23 protein-coding genes are annotated in these 23,633 nt (G+C 72.0%); 11 read left to right on the forward strand and 12 right to left on the reverse strand.

The annotated features are described in order from the left end of the window. Positions 1 to 231 precede the first annotated feature (231 nt). A complete protein-coding gene (gene ku / locus AB0E24_RS44530) occupies positions 232 to 1,392 on the reverse strand; it encodes a non-homologous end joining protein Ku (protein ID WP_359385610.1) in 1,161 nt (386 codons plus the stop codon). Between the two features lie 30 nt (positions 1,393 to 1,422). Between ku and ligD the strand changes: the two genes are divergently transcribed. Together ligD and AB0E24_RS44540 are read left to right on the forward strand one after the other, a co-directional pair. Next, positions 1,423 to 2,457: a non-homologous end-joining DNA ligase gene (ligD, locus tag AB0E24_RS44535; RefSeq protein ID WP_359385612.1), complete on the forward strand. Its 1,035-nt coding sequence runs from the start codon at positions 1,423 to 1,425 to the stop codon at positions 2,455 to 2,457. Beyond that, positions 2,454 to 3,413 (forward strand): ATP-dependent DNA ligase, encoded by a 960-nt coding sequence (locus tag AB0E24_RS44540; protein WP_283884935.1) that lies wholly within the window; start codon positions 2,454 to 2,456, stop codon positions 3,411 to 3,413. The genes ligD and AB0E24_RS44540 overlap by 4 nt, the downstream gene beginning before the upstream one ends. A gap of 174 nt (positions 3,414 to 3,587) precedes the next feature. Here the strand turns inward: AB0E24_RS44540 and AB0E24_RS44545 are convergent, their stop codons facing one another. Continuing rightward, a complete protein-coding gene (locus AB0E24_RS44545) occupies positions 3,588 to 4,589 on the reverse strand; it encodes a 1-aminocyclopropane-1-carboxylate deaminase/D-cysteine desulfhydrase (RefSeq protein ID WP_359385615.1) in 1,002 nt (333 codons plus the stop codon). Positions 4,590 to 4,716: 127 nt separating this feature from the next. Here AB0E24_RS44545 and AB0E24_RS44550 point away from each other — a divergent pair, with 127 nt between their 5' ends. Next, the gene (locus tag AB0E24_RS44550; protein ID WP_069864977.1) at positions 4,717 to 5,028 is read left to right on the forward strand and encodes an ArsR/SmtB family transcription factor; all 312 of its coding nucleotides are present in this window, start codon (positions 4,717 to 4,719) and stop codon (positions 5,026 to 5,028) included. Next, positions 5,025 to 5,447, forward strand: a complete 423-nt coding sequence (locus AB0E24_RS44555; protein WP_093705617.1) for an SRPBCC family protein — start codon at positions 5,025 to 5,027, stop codon at positions 5,445 to 5,447. Before AB0E24_RS44550 ends, AB0E24_RS44555 begins: the two co-directional genes overlap by 4 nt. Before the next feature lie 19 nt (positions 5,448 to 5,466). On the opposite strand, the gene AB0E24_RS44560 is transcribed toward AB0E24_RS44555, so the two are convergent. The 5 genes from AB0E24_RS44560 to AB0E24_RS44580 form a co-directional block, all read right to left on the reverse strand. Beyond that, positions 5,467 to 6,393 carry a class I SAM-dependent methyltransferase gene (locus tag AB0E24_RS44560; protein WP_359385618.1) on the reverse strand — a complete coding sequence of 309 codons (927 nt, stop codon included), beginning with the start codon at positions 6,391 to 6,393 and terminating at the stop codon, positions 5,467 to 5,469. Positions 6,394 to 6,588: 195 nt separating this feature from the next. Continuing rightward, positions 6,589 to 7,062, reverse strand: a complete 474-nt coding sequence (locus tag AB0E24_RS44565) for a thioesterase family protein (protein WP_069864971.1) — start codon at positions 7,060 to 7,062, stop codon at positions 6,589 to 6,591. Next, positions 7,059 to 8,072 (reverse strand): 3-hydroxyacyl-CoA dehydrogenase NAD-binding domain-containing protein, encoded by a 1,014-nt coding sequence (locus AB0E24_RS44570; RefSeq protein ID WP_079258653.1) that lies wholly within the window; start codon positions 8,070 to 8,072, stop codon positions 7,059 to 7,061. Before AB0E24_RS44570 ends, AB0E24_RS44565 begins: the two co-directional genes overlap by 4 nt. Positions 8,073 to 8,143: 71 nt before the next feature. After that, positions 8,144 to 9,031, reverse strand: coding sequence for a beta-keto acid cleavage family enzyme (locus tag AB0E24_RS44575; RefSeq protein WP_069865610.1), 888 nt, complete (start codon positions 9,029 to 9,031; stop codon positions 8,144 to 8,146). A 72-nt stretch (positions 9,032 to 9,103) separates the two neighbouring features. Continuing rightward, the gene (locus AB0E24_RS44580; protein ID WP_359385621.1) at positions 9,104 to 10,090 is read right to left on the reverse strand and encodes a TetR/AcrR family transcriptional regulator; all 987 of its coding nucleotides are present in this window, start codon (positions 10,088 to 10,090) and stop codon (positions 9,104 to 9,106) included. A 189-nt stretch (positions 10,091 to 10,279) separates the two neighbouring features. Here AB0E24_RS44580 and AB0E24_RS44585 point away from each other — a divergent pair, with 189 nt between their 5' ends. The 3 genes from AB0E24_RS44585 to AB0E24_RS44595 all read left to right on the forward strand — a co-directional run bounded on the left by AB0E24_RS44585 (position 10,280) and on the right by AB0E24_RS44595 (position 14,144). Further along, complete coding sequence (locus tag AB0E24_RS44585) at positions 10,280 to 11,926, forward strand: serine/threonine-protein kinase (RefSeq protein WP_359385623.1); 1,647 nt, start codon at positions 10,280 to 10,282, stop codon at positions 11,924 to 11,926. A gap of 164 nt (positions 11,927 to 12,090) precedes the next feature. Next, on the forward strand, positions 12,091 to 13,374 hold the full coding sequence (locus AB0E24_RS44590; RefSeq protein WP_359385625.1) for a beta/alpha barrel domain-containing protein: 1,284 nt from the start codon (positions 12,091 to 12,093) through the stop codon (positions 13,372 to 13,374). Positions 13,375 to 13,409: 35 nt separating this feature from the next. Next, on the forward strand, positions 13,410 to 14,144 hold the full coding sequence (locus AB0E24_RS44595) for a TSUP family transporter (protein WP_069864963.1): 735 nt from the start codon (positions 13,410 to 13,412) through the stop codon (positions 14,142 to 14,144). Positions 14,145 to 14,187: 43 nt separating this feature from the next. Here the strand turns inward: AB0E24_RS44595 and AB0E24_RS44600 are convergent, their stop codons facing one another. Beyond that, positions 14,188 to 15,171 carry an alpha/beta fold hydrolase gene (locus AB0E24_RS44600; RefSeq protein WP_359385628.1) on the reverse strand — a complete coding sequence of 328 codons (984 nt, stop codon included), beginning with the start codon at positions 15,169 to 15,171 and terminating at the stop codon, positions 14,188 to 14,190. A gap of 209 nt (positions 15,172 to 15,380) precedes the next feature. Between AB0E24_RS44600 and AB0E24_RS44605 the strand changes: the two genes are divergently transcribed. Continuing rightward, complete coding sequence (locus tag AB0E24_RS44605) at positions 15,381 to 15,677, forward strand: GYD domain-containing protein (protein ID WP_069864959.1); 297 nt, start codon at positions 15,381 to 15,383, stop codon at positions 15,675 to 15,677. Between the two features lie 89 nt (positions 15,678 to 15,766). On the opposite strand, the gene AB0E24_RS44610 is transcribed toward AB0E24_RS44605, so the two are convergent. Continuing rightward, entirely contained in the window at positions 15,767 to 17,233 is a 1,467-nt protein-coding gene (locus tag AB0E24_RS44610) for an FG-GAP and VCBS repeat-containing protein (protein WP_359385631.1), read from the reverse strand. Between the two features lie 313 nt (positions 17,234 to 17,546). On the opposite strand from AB0E24_RS44610, the gene AB0E24_RS44615 reads away from it, so the two are divergent. Continuing rightward, positions 17,547 to 17,993, forward strand: a complete 447-nt coding sequence (locus AB0E24_RS44615) for a cupin domain-containing protein (RefSeq protein ID WP_079153032.1) — start codon at positions 17,547 to 17,549, stop codon at positions 17,991 to 17,993. Positions 17,994 to 18,024: 31 nt separating this feature from the next. Here AB0E24_RS44615 and AB0E24_RS44620 read toward each other — a convergent pair whose 3' ends face one another. After that, entirely contained in the window at positions 18,025 to 18,453 is a 429-nt protein-coding gene (locus AB0E24_RS44620; protein ID WP_359385633.1) for an ArsI/CadI family heavy metal resistance metalloenzyme, read from the reverse strand. Positions 18,454 to 18,532: 79 nt separating this feature from the next. Between AB0E24_RS44620 and AB0E24_RS44625 the strand changes: the two genes are divergently transcribed. Both AB0E24_RS44625 and AB0E24_RS44630 read left to right on the forward strand, forming a co-directional pair. Continuing rightward, on the forward strand, positions 18,533 to 18,934 hold the full coding sequence (locus tag AB0E24_RS44625; RefSeq protein ID WP_079258659.1) for an ArsR/SmtB family transcription factor: 402 nt from the start codon (positions 18,533 to 18,535) through the stop codon (positions 18,932 to 18,934). 73 nt (positions 18,935 to 19,007) lie between these two features. Further along, positions 19,008 to 19,517, forward strand: a complete 510-nt coding sequence (locus tag AB0E24_RS44630; protein WP_359385636.1) for a GNAT family N-acetyltransferase — start codon at positions 19,008 to 19,010, stop codon at positions 19,515 to 19,517. On the opposite strand, the gene AB0E24_RS44635 is transcribed toward AB0E24_RS44630, so the two are convergent. Both AB0E24_RS44635 and AB0E24_RS44640 read right to left on the reverse strand, forming a co-directional pair. After that, on the reverse strand, positions 19,486 to 20,253 hold the full coding sequence (locus AB0E24_RS44635) for a helix-turn-helix domain-containing protein (RefSeq protein ID WP_359385660.1): 768 nt from the start codon (positions 20,251 to 20,253) through the stop codon (positions 19,486 to 19,488). The genes AB0E24_RS44630 and AB0E24_RS44635 overlap by 32 nt on opposite strands. A gap of 166 nt (positions 20,254 to 20,419) precedes the next feature. Beyond that, positions 20,420 to 23,629, reverse strand: coding sequence for a glycoside hydrolase family 38 N-terminal domain-containing protein (locus tag AB0E24_RS44640; RefSeq protein WP_359385638.1), 3,210 nt, complete (start codon positions 23,627 to 23,629; stop codon positions 20,420 to 20,422). Positions 23,630 to 23,633 lie beyond the last annotated feature (4 nt).

Consider the following 23,633-nt stretch of genomic DNA (forward strand, 5'->3'; position numbering starts at 1 on the left):
CCTTCCCGAACCATGGGGCTCCGCCCCCTGGACCCCGGATGGGCTGAAATCAGCCCCTCCGGCGCTTGAGGAGCGGGGTCCGGGGCGGAGCCCCGGTTGTGGGAAGGGGCGGGTAGGGGAACAGCCCGCCGCAGGCGCGCTATCCCAGGGGCGGGTCCTGTCCATACGCCTGGACGACGCGCGGAACGCTCCGCGCCGGGCGGTACGCACTCGCCGAGTGCCACACCCGCCTCAGGAGGCGGTCCGCTTGCCCGTCTGCTTCTTCGCGGTGCCCTTCTTGGCCGCACTCTTCTTGGCCGCAGCCTTCTTCGCACCCGCCCTCTTCGCGGCGGCCTTCGCGGCGCCCTTCTCCGCAGGCCCCTTCTCCGCAGGCTCCTTCTCCGCAGGCTCCTTTTCCGCCGCCTTGGCGGCCTTCGTCCCGCCCCTCCTCGCCCCCGCGGTCTTCTTCTCGGCCACGGCCGCGGGCGCCTTCTTAGCCGCCGCGGCCTTCTTCGCCGGGGCCTTCTTACGGCCGCGCAACTCGTGGACCGTAGCCTCCGCCTCCTCCTCGGCTCCGCCCTCCGAGGCGTCACCGGCCTCCCCCGCCGCCGCGGCCTCCCCGGCCCCCTCCTCGCCCCGGGACTGCCTGGCGCTGCGGACGCTCTCCTTCAGGGCCGCCATCAGGTCGACCACCTGCGCGCCGGAAGGCCGCTCACCGGGCTCGGCCGCGGGCGTGGCGCCGGACATCTTCGCCGCCACCAGCTCCTCCAGCGCCTCGTGGTAGTCGTCGTGCAGTTCGCTGATGTCCACCTCTCCGAGCGTCTCCATCAGGGTGTCGGCGAGGTCCAGTTCGGCCGGTTTCACGGTCACCTTCTCCTTGGGGGCCACCCCCGCGGGCTCGCGCACCTCGTCCGGCCAGAGCAGCCGGTGCAGCGCGATGGTGTCGCCCACGACGCGGAGCATCCCCAGCCGCTCGCGGCCCCGGTGGGCGTATTTGGCGATGGCGACCTTCCCGCTGCGCTTGAGCGCCTCGCGCAGCAATGTGTACGGCTTGGCCCCGGCGGCGCCGCTGGTGCCCAGGTAGTAGGCGTCGCCCAGCTGGAGCGGATCGATCTCGGAGGCGGAGATGAACGCCTCGATCTCCAGGGTGTGGGTGGTGGGCAGCGGAAGGGCCGCGAGGTCCTCGTCGGTGATCGGGACCAGCGCTCCGTCCGCGTCCTCGTACGCCCGCCCGATCTCGCCCGACTCGATCGGCTTGTCCTCGAGCTCGCAGACCTTGCGGTAGCGGATGCGGCCGCCGTCGCGGGTGTGGATCTGCCGGAACGAGATCGAGTGGTCCTCGGTGGCCGGATACATCTTGATCGGAATGCTCACCAGGCCGAAGGAAATGTTCCCATTCCAGATAGATCGCATGCTTGATCCCTTTCGTGAGATTCTTATCGTATGTCCCCGATCACGGAGGTGGAGGGGCGGCGGATCACGCTCAGGAACCTCGACAAGGTCATCCATCCGGCCACCGGCACCACGAAGGGCGAGTTGCTGCACTATCTGGCGTCCACCGCGGACGTCCTCCTCGGCCATCTGCATGGGCGGCCACTGGCGTTCCTGCGCTACCCGGACGGCCCCGACGGCCAGAAGTTCTTCACCAAGAACCCGCCTCCGGGCACGCCCTCCTGGGTGACCACGGCCGAAGTCACCCGCCATAAGGGGGAGACCGCGCGGCAGGTGCTGATCCAGGACCTGCCCTCGCTGATGTGGGCGGCCAACCTCGTGGTGGAGCTCCACACTCCGATGTGGCGGATCGACCAGGGCGTGGGCAGCGCCGACCGGCTCGTCCTCGACCTCGACCCCGGGCCGCCCGCCACGATCGTGGACTGTCGCGTCGTCGCCGTATGGCTGCGGGAGCGGCTGCGCGCCGACGGCCTTACGGCTTACGCCAAGACCAGTGGCTCCAAGGGGCTCCATCTGCTGGTGCCGCTGGAACCGACCCCGTCCCGGCAGGCCACCGCCTACGCCAGACGGCTGGCCCTGGAGGCCGCGAACGCCATGCCGGACCTGGTCATCCGTAAGATGACCCGCTCGCTGCGGCCGGGGAAGGTGTACGTGGACTTCAGCCAGAACGCGGCCGCGAAGACCACCGCCGCCCCGTACACCCCGCGAGCCCTCCCCGAACCGGCCGTCTCCGCGCCGGTCACCTGGGAGGAGGTCGAGGAGTGCGGCGACCCCTCGGCGCTGACCTTCCTGATCGACGACATCCCCGCGCGGCTCGACCGCCACGGGGATCTGCTGGCCCCGCTGCTGGACCCGGCGCAGGCACGCCCGCTGCCGACGGGCGGCGGGGGCGGGGGCGACGGCGGAGACGCCGACGAAGACGAGGCCGTCGATGAGGGCGAGGCCGCCGACGAAGACGCGGCTGACGGCGAAGGCGCGGCGAACGACGAAAGCGCGGCTGACGGCGAAAGCGCGGCGGAGCGATGACCTTCCAGGAGCCGCCCCTTCGGCCGCCCCCTCAGCCGCCTCTTGAGCCACCGGTGGAGGTGGCGCTGGCCCGTGTCGTCCCCACCCTGCCGACCGCCCCGCCCGGACGGCGGCTGGCGTACGAGCCCAAGTTCGACGGGCATCGGCTGCTGATCTTCCGGTTGGTGGACACCGTAAGGATGCAGGCACGTTCCGGCCGCATCGTCACCCGTGCCTTCCCCGACTTGGAGGCCGCCGCGCGGCCGCTTCCGCCCGGTACGGTCCTCGACGGTGAGGTGGTGGTGTGGGCGGGCGGCCGTACGGACTTCGCCGCCGTCCAGAAGCGCGCCTTCGCCGCGTCCGAGTCCCGGGCGGGCCGGCTCGCCCGGGAACTGCCCGCCTCCTACGCCGCCTTCGACCTGCTCGCGATCGGGGCGGAGGATCTGCGGCCGCTTCCTTACGAACAGCGTCGCGCCCGGCTGATGGCGCTGCTCGAACCGCTCGGCCCACCGCTCCAGGCCGTTCCCATGACCACCGACCCGGAGCTCGCCGCCACCTGGTACGAGGCGCTGCCGGAGATCGGTGTCGAGGGCCTGGTCATCAAGGATCTGGATCAGCCGTACCGGCCGGGCCGCCACTGGCGGAAGCTGCGCCATTCGGAGGCCCGTGACGCCGTCGTCGTCGGCGTGGTCGGGCCCCGGCTCCGCCCCCGCGCCCTGGCGCTGGTGCTCCCCGGCGACGACGCGCCCGTGATCTCCGCCCCGCTTTCGACGGGCGTCCGCGCCCAGCTCGGCTCGGCCCTGCGCGACCTGCCCGACCCACAGTCCCCGCCCGCCGAACTCCCCACCGCGCTGGACCGGGTCGGCGCCGAGATCGCCTACCGCCCCATCGCCCCGGATCTGACGGTGGAGGTCCGCCACGAGAGCACGGTCCGCCACGCGGCCACAACGGTCATGCGCCTCCGCATCCCCGACTGACCACCCCGACCGACCTCCGCGCGCCGGGCCCCGGCCCTTGCCCGTGCGTCGCGCATTCCGACCGGCCCCCGCGCGCCAGGCCACCCGACCCCCGCTCGCGCGTCGCGCACGCCGACCCGTCCCCGTTCTCCGTGAGCCGCGCACCCCGGCCCCGTCCCCGTTTCCCGCGCGGCCCTACCCGCCCCCGCGTGCCGCGCGCCCCGGCCCGCCTCCGTTGCCCTCGCGCTCTGGCTCCGGCTTCGGGTCCGGCGGGCCGGTGATCACCGCCGTTACCCGGCTGCCCGGCGGGAGTTCGCCCCGTTCCGCCAGCCCGTGGACACCCCACAGCATCTTCGCCACGTACCGCCGCTCCACCCGCACCCCGTGCCGCTCCTCGAACCGGGCCGCGAACGCCTCCAGTTCCGCCGGGACGCGCCCGTAGCCGCCGCCGTGGTAGCCGTGGTCGATGTGCCAGTTGCCGAACGCCCGGCCCCAACCGCGCCGGTGCAGCTCGGCCACCTCGCCGTCCAGATAGCCTTCGGCCCCCTTCAGGACGGCGAACCCCACCGCCCGCGCACCGGCCGGGAGCGCGGCGGCGATCCCGGCCAGCGTGCCCCCGGTGCCCACCGCGCAGCACACCACGTCGCCCGGCCCCAGGTCGGGCAGCTCCGCGACGAGCTGCGCCGCCCCGTGCGCCGCCAGTACGTTCGTACCGCCCTCGGGGAGGACGTAAGCGCGCCCCCACCGCTCCTCCAGCCCCCGCAGGGTGCCCGGGTCGTCCTCGCTCAGCCCGCGCAGCGTCTCGCGGTAGGCGGAGCGGCTGACGAAGGCCAGCTCCATACCGTGGTCCTCGGCCCGCGTCAGCGACCAGTTGCGCGGCGCGTCGGCCAGTTCGTCGCCCCGGATGACCCCGACCGTCGACAGCCCGTACGCGGCCCCGGCCGCCGCCACCGCGCGGATGTGGTTGGAGTAGGCCCCGCCGAAGGTGAGCAGCCGGGTGTGCCCCCGCTCGACGGCCGCGCGCAGATTCGGCGTGAGCTTGCGCCACTTGTTGCCCGGCACCAGCGGGTGGATGAGATCGTCCCGCTTCAGCCGGAGCGCCACGCCCCGATCGGCGAGCCACGGATCGACCACGTCCCGCACGGGGGACGGCAGCCGCGGCCGCAACGGGGTGGCGATGTCCAGGGGGCCTCTCACCTGTCCATTCTCACCGCTGCCCCTCGTTCACCGAGCCGTACCGCTGTCATGGATCCCGACCGAACGTGCGACCCGACGCGTCGGAAAAAGTTGACGCGTCGGAAATCTCCGACGTAACCTCCGAACCGTGCCCACAGACGTCTTCAGCGCGCTCGCCAACCCCGTGCGCCGCAAGCTGCTCGACTGCCTTCGGGGCGGCCCCCGTGCCGTCAATGACCTTGCGGGGGAGTTCGAGCTGAGCAGACCGGCGATCTCGGAACATCTCCAGGTGCTCCGGCAGGCCGGGCTCGTACGGGAGGAACCGAGGGGGCGGCAGCGGTACTACCACCTGGCGCCCGATCCGCTCGCCGAGGTGCAGCAGTGGCTGCATCCCTTCGAGCACTACTGGCGCACCCGGCTGCGCGCGCTGCGCGACGTCCTCGACGAGGAGAACCCATGACCGAGCCCGATGCCATCGACGCCATCCACTGCGACCAGTTCCTGCCCCACCCTCCGTCCGTGGTGTGGAATGCCCTCACCGATCCCCGGCTGCACGCGAGATGGTGGGCCGCGGGCGATGTGCGGGCGGAGGTAGGGCACCGCTTCACGCTGGACATGGGCCCTTGGGGGGAGCAGCCCTGCGAGGTGATCGCGGTCGAGCCGGAGCGGCTGCTCAGCTACCGCTTCGCCCAGGCCACCCTGGACACCACCGTCACCTGGCGCCTCGAACCGGAGGGCGTCGGCACCCGGCTCTTCCTCGAACACACCGGATTCGACCTCGACTCCCCGCTGGGCAGGAAGGCCCTCGACGGGATGGGCCGCGGCTGGCCCTCGGTCCTGCGCCGCCTCGCCAAGCTCCTCGCGGAACCGGCGGAATGAGCGGCGGGCCGGGAGAACGTCACGAGAAGCGCGCGATCGCCGTCATCGTCGGCCGCAGGTTCCGTATCGCCGGAACCCACCGCATCACGGGCGCCAGCGCCCCGTAGTAGAACCCGCGCCCGCGCGGCGGCGGCACCTCGCGTACGTCCGTGATCGCCGGATGGGCCGTCCGCACCTTCGGCAGCTCGCCCGCGTCCATGCCCCATGGCATGGGCGGCGCCTGATAGCCCTGCGCGGTGCGCATCTCGCCGCGCAGCGTCCGGGCGCTGAACCAGCGCGGCACCGCGTCGAAGACCAGCGCCCCGCCCCGGAACCGCTCGGCGCACCCCGCGATCAGGTCCTTCACCTCGGTCGGCCGGAGATACATCAGCAGCCCCTGGGCGGTGATCAGCACCCCGTGCGCGGGATCGACCTCGTCCCGCCAGGACAGGTCGAGCGCCGACCGGGCGAGGGTGCGCCGCCGCTCCTCGTCCGGCAGCAGCGACCGCCGCACCTCGGCGGTCTCCGGCAGCTCCACGCACAGCCAGCGCGCCCGCCCGTTGTCCACCCGCCAGTACTGCGTCTCCAGGCCCTCGGCGAGCGTGACGACCGTGCCGTCCGGATGCTCGTCCAGGAAGGCCCGTACGGCGGTGTCGAAGGTGCGGACCCGCAGCGCGTGGCCCTGCGCCAGCAGCGGGCTGGGCGCGCCGAAGGTCTCCTCGAAGGGGTAGTCGATGCGGTCGACCAGCTCCACGGCCTTGGGGTCGGCCAGTACGGTCCGTGCCCGGCGGGCCTCGGCGGCCCGCATATAGAGGTTCCACAGCAGGGTCTCGGGCACCTCGCTCAGCTCGATGCGCCGGCCCTTGCCGCCTTCGTCCCCGTCCCGGTCCCCGTCCCTGTTCCCGGTCCCGGCCCCGGTCCCGGTCCCGTTCCAGTCCCCGTAGCCGTTCGGTCCGGCGTCCGCCATGGCCTCGTCACCCCTCGCCGTGTGCCGCCCCTGGCCGCGCGTCCCTCGGAGTGTCCTCCACCGCCATTCAACCTCACCCGCCGCGGAACGGAGAACGGCCCCGGCAGGGGACGGAGAACGCCTCGGCCGGAACGGAGAACGCCCCGGCCCCCGGATGATTCCGGGACCGGGGCGTTCAGGAGGTGGGCCCGCCGTTCAACCCGCCTCGGACGGCACCGGGCCGATCGCCCGGCCCGCCCACTCGGGGGCCTTCTCGAGCAGATCCGTCAGCCGCTCCCGGATCTCATCGGGGAACGGAGCCGAGCGGCTCTCGTTCTGGTCGATGTGGAGCGCGAGCAGCTCGGTGGTGGCCACGGGGGCGGCGTTCGGCTCCCCCACATGCATCTCGTGGGTGAACCGCACCTTCTTCTCGTCCACGCCGATCACGCGCGTACGGATGGTGAGTTCGGCGCCTTCGTCGACCTCGCGCAGATACCGGATATGCGACTCCACGGTGTAGAGCGAGCAGCCGGTCTTGGCGCGGTAGGCGGAGTCCAGACCGGTCTCCACCATCATCTCGTCGGTGCTGTGGCCGAAGACGAGGACGTAGAACGCCTCGCTCATATGGCCGTTGTAGTCGATCCACTCGGGACGTACGGTCTGCCGGTAGTCGGGGAGCGTACTGCTCACTTTTCGTCTCCCATGGTGCTGGAGTTATGTGCGATGCCGTCCGTCCCCTCGGTGCGCTGCCGCGGCAGTCGGCCGGTCGCCCGCAGGACGTCGATGACGCCCTGGTCCCGCTCCGCGACGAGCTGCGCGATGGTACGGCCGCCCGCCGCCTCGTCACAGCCGTCGACCATGGCCGCACGCAGCGTGTCGTCCAGCTCAGGCGCCTCGAGACGGGTCCACGGAGACTTCAACGAGGGTCCGAAGTGGTCGAGCATATGTCCCATGCCTCCCTCGCCGCCCGCCAGGGCGAACGTGAGGCAGGGACCCATGAACGCCCACCGCAGCCCCGGCCCCTCGGTGATCGAGTCGTCGATCTCCTTCACCGTGGCCTCACCATTGGCGACCATGTGCAGCGCCTCCCGCCACAGCGCCTCCTGGAGCCGGTTGGCGATGAAACCGGGCAGCTCGCGCTCCATGGTGATGACGGACTTGCCCGCCACCTTGTAGAAGCGCGAGGCCCACTCGACCGCGGCGGCGTCGGTCTGCTTCCCGCCGACGACCTCGACCAGCGGAATGAGATACGGCGGGTTGAAGGGATGGCCGACGACGAGGCGGCCAGGGTCGGCGGCCTCGGTCTGCATATCGGTCATCGGATAGCCGGAGGTGGAGGACGCGATGACGACACCGGCCGGGGCGGCCGCGTCCAGCCGGGCCAGCAGCGACCGCTTGAGCTCCAGCTTCTCGGGGGCGCTCTCCTGGACGAACTGCGCGTCGGCCACGGCCTCCTCGGCGGTCGCGGCCACGGTCAGCCGGTCGGGGGAGGCGCCGTCGGCGAGGCCGATCCGCTCCAGGGCGGGCCAGGCCGCGTCCACGAGGCGGCGCAGCTTCTCCTCGGCGTCGGGCGCCGGGTCCCAGGCGGTGACGTCGTAGCCGCGCGCCAGGAAGTGGGCGACCCAGCCGCCGCCGATGACTCCGGCGCCGACGCAGGCGACGCGGCGTACCTCTTCGGGGGCGCAGGGGGATGAGGGCATGGCGGTCCTAAGGGTGTGAGGGGAGAAGGGTGTGAGGGGAGGGGAAAGAGAAGAAGGGAACTGGTGGGGGTTTACGCGCGGGGCTTGAGGCCCAGCCGCTGCCGCGCCTCGTCCGGGGTGGCGACGTTCGCGCCCAGCAGCTCGATGACCTGGACCGCGCGCTCGACGAGCTGGCCGTTGGTGGCCTTGACACCCCGGCTGAGGTAGAGGTTGTCCTCAAGACCGACCCGTACGTTGCCGCCGAGCAGGATGGACTGCGCCACCCACGGCATCTGCGTCCGGCCCAGCGCGAAGCTGGCCCACTGGGCGCCCTCGGGCAGCATGTTGACCATCGCCTGGAGCACGCCCGGGTCGGCTGGGGCGCCCCACGGAATGCCCATGCAGAGCTGGAAGACGGTCGGGTTGTCCAGCAGCCCCTCGGCCAGCAGCTGCTTGGCGAACCACAGCTGCCCGGTGTCGAAGATCTCCAGCTCGGGGCGTACGCCCAGCTCCTGGATGCGCTTGGCGCCCGTGCGCAGCATGTCGGGGGTGGAGACGTAGAGGTTGCTGCCTTCGCCGAAGTTGAGCGAGCCGCAGTCCAGGGTGCAGATGTCGGGCAGCAGCTCCTCGACGTGGGGGAGCCGGTCCAGCCCGCTGACCAGGTCGGTGCCGGGGAGGTGGGTGAGCGGGTTCTCGGGGTCGATGACGAGGTCGCCGCCCATGCCCGCGGTGAGGTTGATGACGACGTCGGTGCCGGTCTCCTTGACCCGCTCCACGACCTCGCGGTAGAGCCGCGGATCGCGGGCGGGGGCTCCGGTCTCGGGGTCGCGTACGTGGATGTGGACCACGGCCGCCCCGGCCTCCGCGGCCTCGACCGCGGAGCGGGCTATCTGCTCGGGGGTGACGGGGACATGGGGGCTGCGGCCCACCGTGTCACCGGCGCCGGTGAGGGCACAGGTGATGATGACGCTGTCGTTCATGGGCATGGGCTCTCTCCCTCTTTCGCGGTGTGCTCTCGCGGTGCGGAACGGCGCGGAGCTATACGGTCCGGACTACGGTCCGGGCTGGTCGACGGGGTCGGTGGGGCCGACGGGGTCGGTGGGGCTGGCAGGGCCGACGGGGCTGGCGGGGCCGACGGCGCCGACGGGCTGGTCGGCGGGGCCGGCCGCATCCGTGCCGGACCGCCGTGCGGTCAATTCGGTGTCCACATGCGCGTTGCAGGCGATCTCCATGGCCTCGGCGCTCGTACCGCCCTGTCCGGGCTCGGTGGCCAGCACCTGAATCGCGAGTCCATCGATCAGCGCGGTCAGCCGCAGCGCGCTGAACTCCGGGTCGACGGTGCGGAAGACCCCCTGCCCGATCCCGCGCCGGATCACCTCGGCGACGGTCTGCCGCCACTGCCGGTAGAAGTCGGCGTGCAGCCGCCCGATGGCGGTGGACCGCGCGGCCTCGGCCCACAGGTCCATCCACACCAGCCACTGCTGCCGCTGCCGCGCGGTGTACGGCACCTGGAGCGCGATCAGCTGCCGCAGCTCCTCGCGCGCGTCGTCGGCCTCGGCGATCCGGGCGGCGCGGCGCACGGTGTCCTCGTCCATGCACCAGCGCACGGCGGCTTCGAGCAGCTCGTCGCGGCCCGGGAAGTGGTAGTGGATGGTGGCGGTGCTGGTGTCGCAGGCGGCGGCGATATCGGCGACGCGTACGGCGTGGAAGCCGCGCTCGGCGATGAGCCCCACCGTCTCCCGCACGATCTGGAGCGGCCGTCCGCTGTCGGGTGGCGCGGCGGGGACGGTCGGCCGCGGCGCGCCGGCGGCTCCGGGCGCTCCGGGCGCCGCCGTGGTGCCGAGCAGCCACCCGGCGTCCACGTTCCCGGCGTCGGCGATCCGCGCCAGCTCGGCCACGGTGAAGCGCCGGCTCCCGCTGAGCGAACGCGAGAGCTTGGACGGGTCCATCACGACCCGCCGGGCGAATTCACGCTGGGTGCAACCGGCCTCGCCGATCACCTGACGTACGCGTTCCGCCACGTCGAACTGTTGCCGCATGGCCGACACCGTACGGACGCGTTGAGATAAGCGCAATGAATGTGACTACAGGATGCCCGCTTTCTCCATGAATCGAGGGGAATTTCACCCAGGTGTTGCGCTCTCGCCTGACGAGTGAATCAGTTGTGCGCGATGATGTTCGAACGCATCCGGACTATGCTCATCGGGCGTGAGAACAGGAGAGATCGGGTGACATCGGGCGGGGACGACGTACGGCTGATCGCGGGCCGCTACCAGCTGGGCAACCGGCTCGGACGAGGCGGTATGGGCACGGTCTGGCGCGCATACGACGAGATGCTGGCGCGCGAGGTCGCCGCCAAGGAGCTGCATGTCGCGAGCGACGACCGCGAGCACCACAGACGGATGCGCCGGGCGCTGAGGGAGGCCCGTACCGTCGCCCGGGTGCACCACCCCCATGTGGTCGGCATCCATGACCTGGTCGAACACGACGACCGGCTGTGGATCGTGATGGAGCTGGTCGACGGCCCCTCCCTGGCCCGCCGGATCGCGGACACCGGCCCCCTCACCCCTCGCCACACCGCCGCCCTCGGGCTCCAGCTGCTCGGCGCGCTGGAGGCCGTGCACGCCGCCGGGGCGCTGCACCGCGACATCAAGCCCGCCAACATCCTGCTGCGCCAGGACGGCGGCGCCGTTCTCACCGACTTCGGCATCGCCGCCCTGGAAGACGACGAGTCGCTCACCACCACCGGTGAACTCCTCGGCTCCATCGGCTACATGGCCCCCGAACGGCTCACGGATGAGGAGGTCGGCCCGCCGTCCGACCTGTGGTCGCTGGGCGCGACGCTGTCGGCGGTCGCCTCCGGGGTGCCGCCGTTCCAGCGGCCCACCGGGGCCGCCGCGCTGCACGCCGTCACCTTCGCGGACCCGGTCATCCCGGAGCAGGTCGGGCCGCTGCGGCCCATCGTCGAGGCGCTGCTGAACAAGTCCCCGGGGCAGCGCCCCTCAGCCGCCACGGTCGGCGCCGCGCTGCGACGGGTCGCGGACGGCGCCGACGACCCGGGCCCACTGCCCCCGGCGGGGCCTCCGGAGGCGGCGGGGACGGCCGGGACGGCCGGGTCCTCTGCCCACTTCCCGGGGCCCGCCGCAGGCGTGGCGGACCCCCCGACGCCGGCCGCGCCCCCCACGGTGACCGCACCCCGGACCCTGACCGGAACCCCCGCCCCGACCGCACCGCACACCCTGACCGGCACCCCCACCCCGACCGCACCGCACACCCTCACCGGAACCCCCGCCCTGGACCGGGAGCCGACCGTCGTCGACCCGGCCGGTGGGCGGCCACCCCCGCGACCCCGCGGCCGGGCCCGCACATGGTGGTGGACGGCGGGCGCCACGCTCGCGGTGGCGGCCCTGGGCACGGGCCTCTTCGTCACCTTCGGACCCCCGTCCGACAGCGACGACAAGGCACCGTCTCCTTCCTCCGCCACCACCAAGGTGACCGTGGACGCGGCCCGCGGCTGGCAGACCGCGACGCCGACCCCGGTCCGGAAGGGCGACCAGGTGACGGTCACCTACACCACCGGCACCTGGACGGTGGACGCCGCCAACCTGCCGCTCGTCGGTCCGCTCGGCCACACCCGCGCCGATGACGAATCCCTCCGCTTCGCGTGGAAGGACTGCAAGATGGACTCCGCCGCCCCCTTCGGCGCCCTTCTGGGCCGCTATCCGGGAAACCCCGGGAACCCCCACGGCGTACGGCGCGCATGGCACTTCCAGGCATCCCGCCAGGGCACCCTCCAGCTCCGTATCAACGACCGCGACGGCTGCCTCGACGACAACAGAGGGGCGCTCACCGTCACCGTCCGGATCACCCACTGACCGTCACCACGCGGATCACCCACTGATCGGGCGGCGGCGCACCCGGGCACGCGGTGCCACAAAAAACGTGGGCACCGTGGGCAACGGGCGGCCTTCGCCGACGCATCCTCCCGGGCGGTCCGGGCAGCAGCGCCCGGAGCATCGGTACCGACAGGGAGCGTCACTTGGATACGAACGCGCACGCCGTGCACCAGGAGAGCGTGCACCAGGAGCGGGAGACGAGGAAGAAGCCGCTTTCACGGCGACGTGTTCTGGCCCTGTCCGGCGGGGCCCTCCTCGCCGCGGGGTGCACACAGGGCGAGGAACGGCCACGCGAGCGGGCCGGTGACTCCCCGGACGCGAGGGCCGCCGCCGAAGGTCCGGACGGTGTGCTGGGCGCGAACTTCAACGAGGACCCCGACAGCGTGACCTTCGGCGAGCTGCGCGGTGTCTCCGCGAGCTGGATCCGGGGTTTCGTCCCGATGCCCGAGGTCACGGCCGACGCCTCCCGTCAGCGCGCCATCGAGCGGCTCCTGGACGCGCACCACCTCGGCTACGGCACGGTGCTCTCGCTGAAGTTCCCGTACAACCACCGGCCGATTCCCGGACCGGGCAGCTCGGCCATGACCGAGGAACTCGCCCGGGTCGACAGGGTTCTGCACGCCGTCCTCGACACCGTCGACGTCCTGGTCATCGGCAACGAGCCGTTCATCGAGAGCCTTCCCCGGGACCGCCGCTCGGGCGCGCTGAACAGGTTCTACGAGACGGTCGCGGAACACATCGTCGCGTACCGGAAGAAGCACTTTCCCTCGCGCTGCCGGACCCGCCTCTATATGGGCGCGTTCAACCACCTGGACAAGCCGGACGGGCGGACGGCGGCCACCGACCGCTGGCTGTCCTTCACCCGCAGGACCCAGGAGATAGAAGGTGTGGACATCCACCCCCATGTCTCCGCGCCCAAGGACGTGAAGCCCTATGTCGACTACATCCTGCCCCGGCTGCGCGACGGCCAGAAGTTCCTGGTCACCGAGTTCTCCCTGGTGCGGCTGTGGAAGCTGCATCTGAAGGACGAGATCCCCGCGCGCTTCGCGAGCCGCTACCGCCTTCCCGCCGCCACCCCGGTCTGGAAGGTGATCGAGGAAGCCGTCGAGCGCCCCTTCCCCGAGGAGAAGTGGCGCGACTTCCTCTCGATGAGCCCCTGGTTCGAGAGCCACAAGCACTTCCTGAGGGAGCAGGTGAGCTACTTCCGTGACACCGGACGCCTCGCCGTGGCCACCTACGGGGTCACCCAAGGCGCCGCCATGACCAGGGAGTTCGGCCCGGACAAGCAACCCTGGTTGCTGAACAGCCTCTACGCCAACCGGACCGTGGAGCGCTCGGAGGACGGCTCACCGGCCCACAACTACGGGTTCTTCGACGACTTCCGCGCCCTCCAGCGCTCCCAGGACCGCCGCCCACTGAGGAATTGATCTCCCACCGGTCGGGATGGGGAAGACTCCGTGTGATGAGTGGTTGTTGCGGCGCGGAGCTGATTCTCGGCGGGATCGTCATGGCGGGCGCGTCCGTGCAGTGGCTGACGGGCATGGGCTTCGCGCTCATCGCGGTGCCCGCGCTGGTCCTGCTGCTCGGCCCGGCCGAGGGTGTCGCCCTCGCCAACTGCGGGGCCGGTGCCATCTGCGCGCTGGGGCTCACCGGTGGCGGCTGGCGGCGGGTGCGGTTCGCCGCGATGGTTCCCCTGGTCGCCGCCTCCGCCTGCACCGTCCCGGCCGGCACCTGGGTGGCCGCCCGCCTCCCCGAACCCGTCCTGCTGGCGGGGACGGGCACCCTGGTGAGCCTGGCCGTCCTGCTGGTGATGGCCGGTATGCGCGTTCCCGCCCTCAACGGCGTCAAGGGAGCGCTGACCGCGGGCGCCGCCGGGGGCTTCATGAACTCGTCGGCCGGTGTGGGCGGCCCGCCGGTGTCCCTGTACGCGGTGAACGCAGGCTGGACGGTCCGCGAGTTCGTGCCGAACGCGCAGTTCTACGGGATCGTGGTGAACGCCTTCTCCGTCGCCGCCAACGGCGTCCCCCGGCTGAACACCTCCCTGTGGACCTTGGCGCTCGCCGGAATGGCGGCGGGCGCGTTCATCGGCAGGGCACTGGCCACCCGCGTCCCCGAACGCGGGGCCCGCCTGCTCGTGCTGCTGCTCGCACTGGCCGGCGGGCTCTCCACACTCGCCAAGGGGGCCTGGGAGCTGTGAGGGCGACCGCACGGACTTACCGAGCCGGGACGGGCCACATGCCTTACGCGGGAAGCGCGTTCAGCCAGTCGAGCAGCAGCCGGTTGACCTCCTCGGGGCGCTCCTGCTGGATCCAGTGGCCGGTGTCCTCGAGGATGTGCGAGCCGACGAGCCCGGGCAGGGTGTTCGGATATGCCTTGATCGCGTCGCCCATCCAGGCGGTGGAGGCGTCCAGGGCACCGCCGATGAACAGCGACGGCCGGGTGATGGGCGCGCCGTCCACCTCGGCCAGGTCCTCCCAGTCCCGGTCCATGTTCCGGTAGCGGTTCAGCGCCGCGCTCATCCCGGTCCGCTCGAACTCACCCGCGTAGACATCGAGGTCCGGCTCGCTCAGCCAGGCGGGCAGCCGCCCGGCGGGGAACCGCTCGCGCATCGTCCTGCCGCGCGTGATGAAGTGCGGGTCCGGCTTCCCGGGCTCGGGCATGGTGTCCCCGGACAGCGCCGCGTAGATCCCCGCGAGCCAGCCGCGCACATCCGGCTCGATCTCGGCTTCGGCCCGGCCAGGCTCCTGGAAGTAGGCGACGTAGAACTCCTCCTCACCGCCCATCCCGGCGAAGACCTCGGAGGGCCGGGGGCCGCCGCGCGGGGAGTACGGCACGCTCAGCAGCCCGACCGCCCGGAACACATCCGGCCGCAGCAGGGCGGAGTTGGCGGCGATGGGAGAGCCCCAGTCGTGCCCGATCACCACGGCGGACTCCTCGCCCAGCGCCTCCACCACGGCGACGTTGTCCGCCACCAGCTCCCGCAGCCGGTACGCGTCCACCGCCCCGGGCGCGGATGACCGTCCGTAGCCGCGGACATCGATGGCGGCCACCCGGTATCCGGCCGCGGCCAGCGCCGGGAGCTGGTGGCGCCACGAGTACCAGGACTCCGGAAACCCGTGGACGAGCAGCACCAGCGGCCCGGTGCCCTGCTCCACGAGGTGGATCCGCCCGGCGGGAGAGGCCACCAGACGGTGGGTGAGGTCGGTTGTGGTCGTCTGCGGCATGGTTCCCTCCAGGGGTCGGGGTACTCCGGCGCGTTCACTCTGCGTGGCGGCCGACGGGTCCGAGCATGCCGTGCCGTCCGCGGCGCGGACCACGTCCGTTGCCGATTCGGCAAATCGCTCCGCGTTCCGCCGATGCGCAAGGTGTGCGGGTTGATGACGTTACTTCCAGAATTGATCCCACGGACGTTCTTCTTGTGGAGGTGAGGGCCGTGGCGACCTACATCACGTTGCTGAACTGGACCGAGCAGGGGGTCCGCGCCTACAAGGACACCACGAAGCGCTCCCAGGACTTCGCCGCGGCGCTGAGCAAGCTGGGGGCGAGGCTCGTGGACATCTACTGGACGGTCGGGCCGTACGACCTGGTATGCGTCGTGGAGGCCCCCGACGACGAAACCGCCACCGCCGCGTCCTTGCAGCTCAGCGGGGCGGGCAACGTACGCACCACAACGCTGCGGGCCTTCGGCGGCGAGGAGATGGGGCGCATCCTGGCCAAGGCCGCGGGCTGAGCCGGTACACGGGAGGACCCCGTTCGGCCGATGGCCCGGCCGGTCGAGCCGGCCGGGCCATCTATGTGAAGCGCGATATGAAGCGCTTGCTACTTCGTCGCGGGACCGGACAGCTCCAGGCCGAACGCGGCATCGTCCGCCGGGGAGCCGAGATCGCTCGGCCCGATGAGGGCGGAGCCTTCGGCGGTGAGCCCGTCGGCACCCGCGTACAGGAGGGCCACGGCGCCCGCGCCCTCGGTCCGGTTCGGGACCCCGACGGCCAGATCGGGCTTGCCGTCGCCGTTGTAGTCGGCCGGCGAGACGGCCTCGCCGAACTTGTCGTTGCCCGCCATCTCACCGGGCACACCCTCGGTGTCCAGGGAGAAGGTCTGCGCGCCCGCGTCGGTCAGCCAGTCCTCGGTCCCCTTGAGCACCGTGATGGCACCGGCGTCGTTGTAGCCCCCGGGGGCCTCGGCGCCGGTGTCGCCGACGACGAGGTCGTCATGGCCGTCGCCGTCGATGTCGGTGAGCCGGGAGGCCATGCCGTTCTGCCGCTTGCCCGTCCAGTTCACCGGGTGGGCCGTGTCCAGCCCCGTGGCGGTGCCCGGGTACGTACGCAGGCGCGCGTCGTCCGGACCGTCCTCGAAGCCGGTGTCCGTGACGACGTCGTCCTTGCCGTCGCCGTTGATGTCACCCACCACGGCCCGGTACGAGGCGAACGGCAGCGGCACGTCCTCGCCCAGCGATGTGCCCTTCAGCCCTGTGGACGAGCCGGGCAGCACACCGAGCGTGCCCTCGTCGGCGGGGTCGTCCTGGTAGGCGACGGTGACCAGGTCGGCGAAGCCGTCCCCGTCGATGTCGCCGGAGGACAGATGCTCCACGCCCGCCCCGCCGCCGGGCGGCGTGACGCTGGACATCTTCGGGGTGGCCGTCTCGCGCAGGTTCGCCGCGCCGTTCACGACCTGGACCTCGGTGCCGTCGGAGATGGCGATGTCGTCGCGGCCGTCGTGGTTGTAGTCGCCCACGGCCATCGTGTCGCCGAACAGCGCGTAGGCCGTGGCCTTCGGCGCGTGGAAGGCGATGGCGTCGCCGGAGAGGCCGTCCTTCGAGCCGAAGACGACCGTGACGGAACCGGCCCGCTTGGCGTCCCCGATGGCCTCGTGGTTCGCGGCGACGATCAGATCGCCGTAGCCGTCCCCGTCCACATCGCCGCGCACCACGGCCGAACCGAAGTGGTCCCCGGCCTCGGGGGTCCCGGGAACCCCCGCGCTGGCCTGCGACAATGTGCTGTGCCGCCCGGTGTCGACGCCATCCTCGGCCCCATAGGTCACGCCCACATAGCCCGCCTTGGACTTCCCGGAGACGGTCCCGTCGGGCGCGCCCACGCCGAGGTCGGCATACCCGTCGTGGTCGATGTCGCCCGGAATGGTCTTCCCCGTCGTGGCAGCCGCGGGGGAGGGCCGCTTCTGGTCGGGTCCGTCGCCGCTGGACACCACGGCGCCGGCCCCGGCGGCCACTGCGGCGGTCACGGCGACGCCGATCGCCACACCCACCGCGCCTCGGGTTCTATTGCGCACAAATCCTCCAGTGAAGTAACGCATTGGTCGCCCTTGAGCCCGGACCGCCACCTGTCTCCCCCGGCGCCCGGAACGGAAGGGTCGTGAACCTAGAGATGTCTGAAAGCTGAACGGTTGCGGAACCAGCGCAAAACGAGACGGGGATGTGATCTCCGCTCGGCCGGCCGGATCCGGGCCCGCGTGCGCCGCGCGGCGCGCCGTCGCAATCTGGAGGCAGGACCCTCGGTGCGCGGCGAAAGGTGACCCAAAGGCGACTGACGTACCGCACCGGCGGGCCTTCCCGATCGGCCGGCCCACCACTGGAGGTCTCGCCATGGCGAAGAAGGCGTCGACGGCAGGCAGCGCCGAGAGCCAAGCGCGCTTGGCGGCGCTGAACCCGGCGATCACCGTGCTGCAATCGGTGAAACCGCCGTTCGTGCCGGAGGAGGCGGAGGCGATGACGATCCGCGTCGACTACCCTCCCGGCGAGCGCGGCCTCCCGCCACACCGCCACTCGGGCCCCGCCTTCGGCTTCATGCTGGAGGGCGAGATGCTCTTCGAACTGGAGGGCGAGCCGGAGCGGGTGATCAAGGCCGGGGAGACGTTCTGGGAGCCGGGCGGCGATGTCATCCACTACCAGGACGGGAACAACCGCACGGACTCATGGAGCCGCTTCACCGTCACCATGCTCTGTGTACCGGGCCGGCCCATGCTCACCCTGGTCGACGACGAGGAACTGGCCCAGCGCCGGCACTTGAGAGCGCCCCGTCCGGGCACATGATCCCGGCTGGATCCGGACGTCGAACGAACCGTCAGCCTCCTGATGAGCAGCAGGCGTCGCCGCTCTCGAGGGCCGCGCTCCCGCCCATCCGGTCGGCGTCGCCCTTGACGACGTAGACCTCCCAGGGCTCCTTGCCGGGGCCGTGCACCCAGACCTTGTCCTGGAGGGCGTAGCAGCAGGAGGTGTCGTTCTCCTCGAACGTGGCGAGCCCCGCGCCCTCGAGGCGGCCGGTGGCGGCGTCGACCTGGTCGGTGGAGTCGACCTCGACACCGAGGTGATCCAGCCGGGTCTCCTGTTCCGCGTCCCCCTCGATCAGGACCAGCTTGAGCGGCGGCTCGGCGATCGCGAAGTTGGCGTATCCGGGGCGTCGCTTGGCCGGTTCGACGCCGAAGAGCTTGGCGTAGAACACCACCGAGGCGTCGAGGTCGGGCACGTTGAGAGCGAGCTGCACACGGGACATGGCTTATCCCCCATCGAATTGTATTGATGTTCTTCGATGCAAGATTGCGCGATGGATCGAAGAACGTCAATATTGAGGCATGGCGAAAGAAGAGCTCGTGGTGCTCGGCCGGGACGGCGCCGACGGCTGCTGCCCGGGACTGCTGACCGCCCCCCTGGACGAGGCACGGTCCATCGAGCTGGCGAAGGTGTTCAAGGCGCTGGGCGACCCGATCCGGCTCCGGCTGCTGTCGATGATCGCCTCCCGCGCCGGAGGCGAGGTCTGCGTCTGTGACCTCACCCCCGCCTTCGACCTGTCGCAGCCGACGATCTCCCACCACCTCAAGCTGCTCCGACAGGCCGGACTGATCGACTGCGAGCGCCGGGGCACCTGGGTCTACTACTGGCTGCTGCCCGAGACGACCGACCGGCTCGCCGGCATCCTCACCCGCCCCGCCGGGCCGCCCCTGCCCGAGCGTGCCGGGACGGCGGTGGACGCCTGATGGCCGCCGCCCTCCTTGCCCACCTCGTGTGCGACCACGTCCTCGTCAGCGAACTCACCACTGGAGCCCGCGAGTGACCCTCCACACCCGGACGATCCGCATCACCGCCCTGACGGCCGAGCACGCCGATGAGGTCCTGGCCATCTACCAACTCGGCATCGACGAGGGCAACGCCACCTTCGAAACCGCCGCGCCCCGCTGGGAAGCCTTCGACACCGCCAGACTCGCGGACCACCGGCACGTCGCCGTGGACCACGACGGCCGTGTGCTCGGCTGGATCGCCGCCACAAAGGTCTCCGACCGCCGCGCCTACGCCGGTGTCGTCGAGCACTCCCTCTACGTCCACCCCGCCGCCCGCGGCCGAGGGGCCGGGCTCGGGCTCCTGGACGCACTGATCGCCTCCACGGAGGCCGCGGGCATCTGGACCATTCAATCCGGCGTCTTCCCCGAGAACACCGCCAGCCTCGCCCTGCACCGGCGTGCGGGCTTCCGCACCATCGGCACCCGTGAACGCATCGGCCGCCACCACGGCGTATGGCGCGACGTCGTCCTCATCGAGCGGCGGAGCCCGAAGGTCGGCTGAACCTCCTGCTGTCGCGCAGCTCCGCTTGGTAGCGGCCCGGGGTCTGGCCGACGATCTCGGTGAACGCGTCGATGAAGCTCGAGGGGTTGGACCACCCGCACTCCGTCGCGGTGTCGGTGACGGACCGGCCGTCGGTGAGGTGGACCAGGGCGTGGTGGATCCGCAGGACGGTGCGCCAGCGGTGGAAGCTCATGCCCAACTCGGTGTGGAACAGGCGGCTCAGGGTGCGCTCGCTCGCGCCCGCGGTCCGTCCCAGCTCGGTCAGGGTCCTGGTCCGGCCGGGCTCGGCGTGCAGCAGGTCGGTGACGGCACGCAGCCGGTCGTCGCGGGGTTCGGGCAGGTGCAGGGACTGCTCGGGGGTCTCGGCGAGCTCGTCGATCACCACCGCGCGCAGCCGTTCGTGGGCGCCGGGCCGGACCTCCCGCCGGTCGGTCAGCGCCAGGAGGGCCTCTCGCAGCAGGGGGCTCACCGCGAAGACGCTCGGGTGCGCCACGAGCGCGTCGCACAGTTCGGCCGGGATGACCACGAGGCGGGCGTCGGTCCTGCCGTAGAAGCGATGGGAGTGGTCGAATCCGGGCGGTGTCCACGTCACCCGGTTGGCCGGGGCGACCCAGGTCCCGCGCGCGGTCGTGGTGGCCAGGGCGCCGGCGGCCGCGTACACCAGCTGGCCCTGGACGTGGGAGTGGGTGTCGAGGTGGAAGCCGTGCGGGAGCAAGGCTCCTCCGCTACGAGGCATGTCCACCGGTGGCGTCGAGGGTGCTGGGCAGGACTGGCGGGTTTCCGGCATCGGCCCTCAGTTTACCGCCGCTTCCGGGGCCGCTTGCGCACCGGCGGCCGAGCCCTTGGGCCGGCGGTACGCCCGCCACCGGCGCCGGGCCGGTGGCGGGCGATGCGCCACCCCGCTACCCCCGCGGCGCCAGGCGCACCCGCACCGCCGTGGTCCCCAGGCGGGGGATCTCCACGAGGATGTCGTGGCCGTCGAGGGCGACGGGGGCATCGGAGCCGTCGGGGTCGCCGAGATACGTGGCGCGCTCCGCCCCCGCGACGGGGAAGCCGCACCGGAGCCGGACCGTGCGCGGCTCCATGGCGAAGGACTGGAGCCTCACCAGCAGATCGACGCCGTCGTCACCCGGCACCGGGGCCGCGTCGCGGACCGCGACGCGCGCGTCGTCCACGGAGAGCAGCGCGAGTTCGGCCGGCCGGTCCGCGTCGGGCACGCCGTGCGCGGCCACGCCGATCAGCGGGTGGTCGATCTCATGGGCGGTGCGCAGCGCCAGGGCGTCGGCGTCGATGGTCTCGCCGCCGCGGCGGACGCCCACCGCGTACCGGAAGGTGGTGTGGAACGCCTGCTGGGACGGGAAGTTGGTGTCCCACAGGTTGTTGTGCACCCAGGAGTAGACCGTGCCGGCCCGGCGCGGCGATGTCGAGTCGGGGAAGGGCGCGTAGGGCAGGGCGATGGTCTCCGGTTCGACCAGCGGCGCGTCCCTGGTGACCCAGGCCACGGGGCCGCCGTCGTCCGCCAGCGAGACGAACGACCTGATGGCACGCATGTGCTGGGGCGCGCCCGGCACATGCGCGAGGCCCGTGCCGGTCAGCGCGCCGGTGATCTCGTAGTGCACCGTGGGCCGCGACAGCGCGAACGGGAACGCGAGGTACGCGCTCTCCTTCGTCATGGTGGCGGGTTTGTCGAACCGGTTGTCGATCACCAGATGCGCGTCGTCACGGCCGAGGCCGACCGTGGTGCGGGCCCGGCGGACGCCGTCCGCCGCGTACTCGTAGGTCAGCCGCTGGCCCAGAGCGTCGTCGACGCGTTCGAGGAGCACCGCGGGGCGGGCCAGGGTCCGGGAGCCGAGGAGTTCCAGTTCCTCGCTCACCGTGGTCTTGTTGGCCTGGTGGTTGTAGCCGCCCGCGGTGGTGTACGTGTCGTAGACATAGCCGTTGAAACCGACGACGGCGTCCTGGTCGACGAGTTCCCGGCCGGTGGCCTTCTCGACCAGGCTCGCCACACAGGCCCTGGTCAGGTCGATACGGACGCGCAGGTGGGCGTTCTCCAGGATCAGATCGTCGGCGGTGGGCAGGGGTACGGCGCGCGCCTTGCGCCGCTCGCCCTCCGCGTCCCCGTCGAGGCGGAGGGGAACGGGGGAGGCCACCACCGTGCCGCCGCCCTCGCCGGTCACCCTCACATCCAGCCGTACGAGGCCGAACGGCGGCACGTCGGGCACGTGGATGTGCAGCCACCGCCCGGCGTCCCGGTGGACCGGGTTGGTCTGCGCCTCCTGGACCATGGGCAGTTCAGCGCCCGTGCGGCCGTCGGTCACCGACACCTCGCTCGTGAGCGGGACCCGGCTCTCGCGCAGGAACACCGTCACGACCGAGGTGCGCGCGGCCGCCGTGGTGTTGACGGCCCAGTACGTCACATCGGCGTCGGCCGCGGCGGGCAGTACGGCGCCGAGGGCGGCCGAGGCGTGGTCGAGGAAGGTGTCGGCGTCGTTGTCGCCGTGCAGCGCGTACCCGTACTTCCAGTGCCACTGCTGCTCGCCCGACTCGCCGCCCGCGTCACCGTGGGTCCACGGGTCGGCGGCGCCCCAGGTGTGCTCGTTGAACAGGGACACCGACCGGTACACCTGGTCGGCGCCGCCGCGGGCGGCGGTGGCCAGGTCGGTGGCGGCCCCGGCGGGGGAGGCCAGAGCGGCGATGCCGTACAGGGTGGTGGCGTCGGTGACGGTGGACTGGGCGCGGCGCACCATGGCCTGGGGCCGGGCGCCCGAGCCGACGCCCTCGACCCACCAGTCGCCCCAGTCACCCTCGAAGGCGGGGATGGCGTCGCCGAGGCGGGCCTCGGCGTCGGTGAAGAAGTCGGTGTTGGTGGACAGCCGCAGCCGGGGGCTGTCCCATGTCTCGTTCCAGCGGCGCACGGTCTCGGCGAGGATCAGCCGCGGCGGCGCGTTGTCCCCGAAGTGGCCCTGCACCCTCAGGTGCAGCACATCCCATGGGTAGGGCTCGCGCTCGCCCGGCGCGGGGGCCGGTGAGCCGAGGAGTTCGGGCGGGAACGGGTAGGGGTTGGTCGCGAGCGAGGTCAGATAGGCGGGCAGCAGGTCGTCCACCATGGCGTAGGAGGTGTCGAAGCCCAGCACGGGCCCTTCCATGTAGGCCAGGCCGTGCGGGCTGTCGGTCATCCACACCAGCACCTCCTTGCCCGAGGGGGCGCGCCACCGGAACAGGCGCGGCAGCCGTGCCCCGCCGTTGGTGGTGGGCACCGAGCGCCCGGCCCAGTTGTGCGCCACCGACAGATAGCGCACGCCCAGCGGGGACAGGGCGTCCGGCAGCCCCGCGACGGAGCCGGGCACGTCGGTCTGCATGGCCGAGCGGAACTCGATCCCGTGGGTGTCCCGCACCCGGCGGGCCAGACGCAGCAGTTCATGGAGTTCGTCGGTGGAGCAGGTGTCGCTGTGGAGGTTGTACGGCATGGCCGTCAGCTCGATCTGACCGGCGCGTACCCGCTCGACGAACTCCGCGACCCGCTCCGGCGGCCGGACCGCGGCCCACTGCTCGAACGACCACAGCGACTCCACGGCCCACCGGAACCGGGCGTCGTCGGGCCAGCCGTCGGTGGCACGGGTCAGATCGAGGCAGGAGTCGAGGAAGGCGACGTGTTCGCCGAGGACGGTGCCCTGCGGATCGGTGTAGCCGATGTCCAGGTGCGAGTGGTGGACCAGGTGGATCGTCCAGTCCCGCGGCGGGTCCAGCGCGAAGGCGAGCACCGCCGACGCGTCGCCGTTGCGGGCCACGACGCGCACATCGCGGCGGTCGCGCTCCAGGGGGAGCATGAGGCGTGGCCCGCCGGGCGCGGGCAGTACCTCGACGGGTACGGGGCCCCGGCCGGCGATCTCCACCTCGAAGGTCCACCCCTCGTGGTCCGGCGCGTCGCCGGAGAGGAGGATGCGCACACCGCGCCGGGCGCCGGTGCCGTCGCGGCGTACGAGGTGTTCCGGCAGGGCCCGCAGTTCCGTTCCGCCGGCCCGCGCGGTGGCGGCGACGGCGAGGCCGATCATGCTCGTCCGGGCCTTGTCGGTGGACCAGCGGCGGTCGCGTACGAGGGCGCGCGTCGTCATGTGT

Source organism: Streptomyces malaysiensis subsp. malaysiensis, assembly GCF_040653035.1.
Classification (GTDB): domain Bacteria; phylum Actinomycetota; class Actinomycetes; order Streptomycetales; family Streptomycetaceae; genus Streptomyces; species Streptomyces malaysiensis.

What these genes read in the sequence shown, in the direction of transcription:
- AB0E24_RS44615 (WP_079153032.1), top strand. Translation starts at nt 17,547, where the DNA reads ATGGCGAAGAAGGCGTCGACGGCAGGCAGCGCCGAGAGCCAAGCGCGC.
- AB0E24_RS44600 (WP_359385628.1), bottom strand. Translation starts at nt 15,171, where the DNA reads ATGCCGCAGACGACCACAACCGACCTCACCCACCGTCTGGTGGCCTCT.
- AB0E24_RS44620 (WP_359385633.1), bottom strand. Translation starts at nt 18,453, where the DNA reads ATGTCCCGTGTGCAGCTCGCTCTCAACGTGCCCGACCTCGACGCCTCG.
- AB0E24_RS44575 (WP_069865610.1), bottom strand. Translation starts at nt 9,031, where the DNA reads ATGAACGACAGCGTCATCATCACCTGTGCCCTCACCGGCGCCGGTGAC.
- ligD (WP_359385612.1), top strand. Translation starts at nt 1,423, where the DNA reads ATGTCCCCGATCACGGAGGTGGAGGGGCGGCGGATCACGCTCAGGAAC.
- AB0E24_RS44555 (WP_093705617.1), top strand. Translation starts at nt 5,025, where the DNA reads ATGACCGAGCCCGATGCCATCGACGCCATCCACTGCGACCAGTTCCTG.
- AB0E24_RS44640 (WP_359385638.1), bottom strand. Translation starts at nt 23,629, where the DNA reads ATGACGACGCGCGCCCTCGTACGCGACCGCCGCTGGTCCACCGACAAG.
- AB0E24_RS44635 (WP_359385660.1), bottom strand. Translation starts at nt 20,253, where the DNA reads ATGCCTCGTAGCGGAGGAGCCTTGCTCCCGCACGGCTTCCACCTCGAC.
- ku (WP_359385610.1), bottom strand. Translation starts at nt 1,392, where the DNA reads ATGCGATCTATCTGGAATGGGAACATTTCCTTCGGCCTGGTGAGCATT.
- AB0E24_RS44560 (WP_359385618.1), bottom strand. Translation starts at nt 6,393, where the DNA reads ATGGCGGACGCCGGACCGAACGGCTACGGGGACTGGAACGGGACCGGG.
- AB0E24_RS44625 (WP_079258659.1), top strand. Translation starts at nt 18,533, where the DNA reads ATGGCGAAAGAAGAGCTCGTGGTGCTCGGCCGGGACGGCGCCGACGGC.
- AB0E24_RS44540 (WP_283884935.1), top strand. Translation starts at nt 2,454, where the DNA reads ATGACCTTCCAGGAGCCGCCCCTTCGGCCGCCCCCTCAGCCGCCTCTT.
- AB0E24_RS44595 (WP_069864963.1), top strand. Translation starts at nt 13,410, where the DNA reads ATGAGTGGTTGTTGCGGCGCGGAGCTGATTCTCGGCGGGATCGTCATG.
- AB0E24_RS44580 (WP_359385621.1), bottom strand. Translation starts at nt 10,090, where the DNA reads ATGCGGCAACAGTTCGACGTGGCGGAACGCGTACGTCAGGTGATCGGC.
- AB0E24_RS44570 (WP_079258653.1), bottom strand. Translation starts at nt 8,072, where the DNA reads ATGCCCTCATCCCCCTGCGCCCCCGAAGAGGTACGCCGCGTCGCCTGC.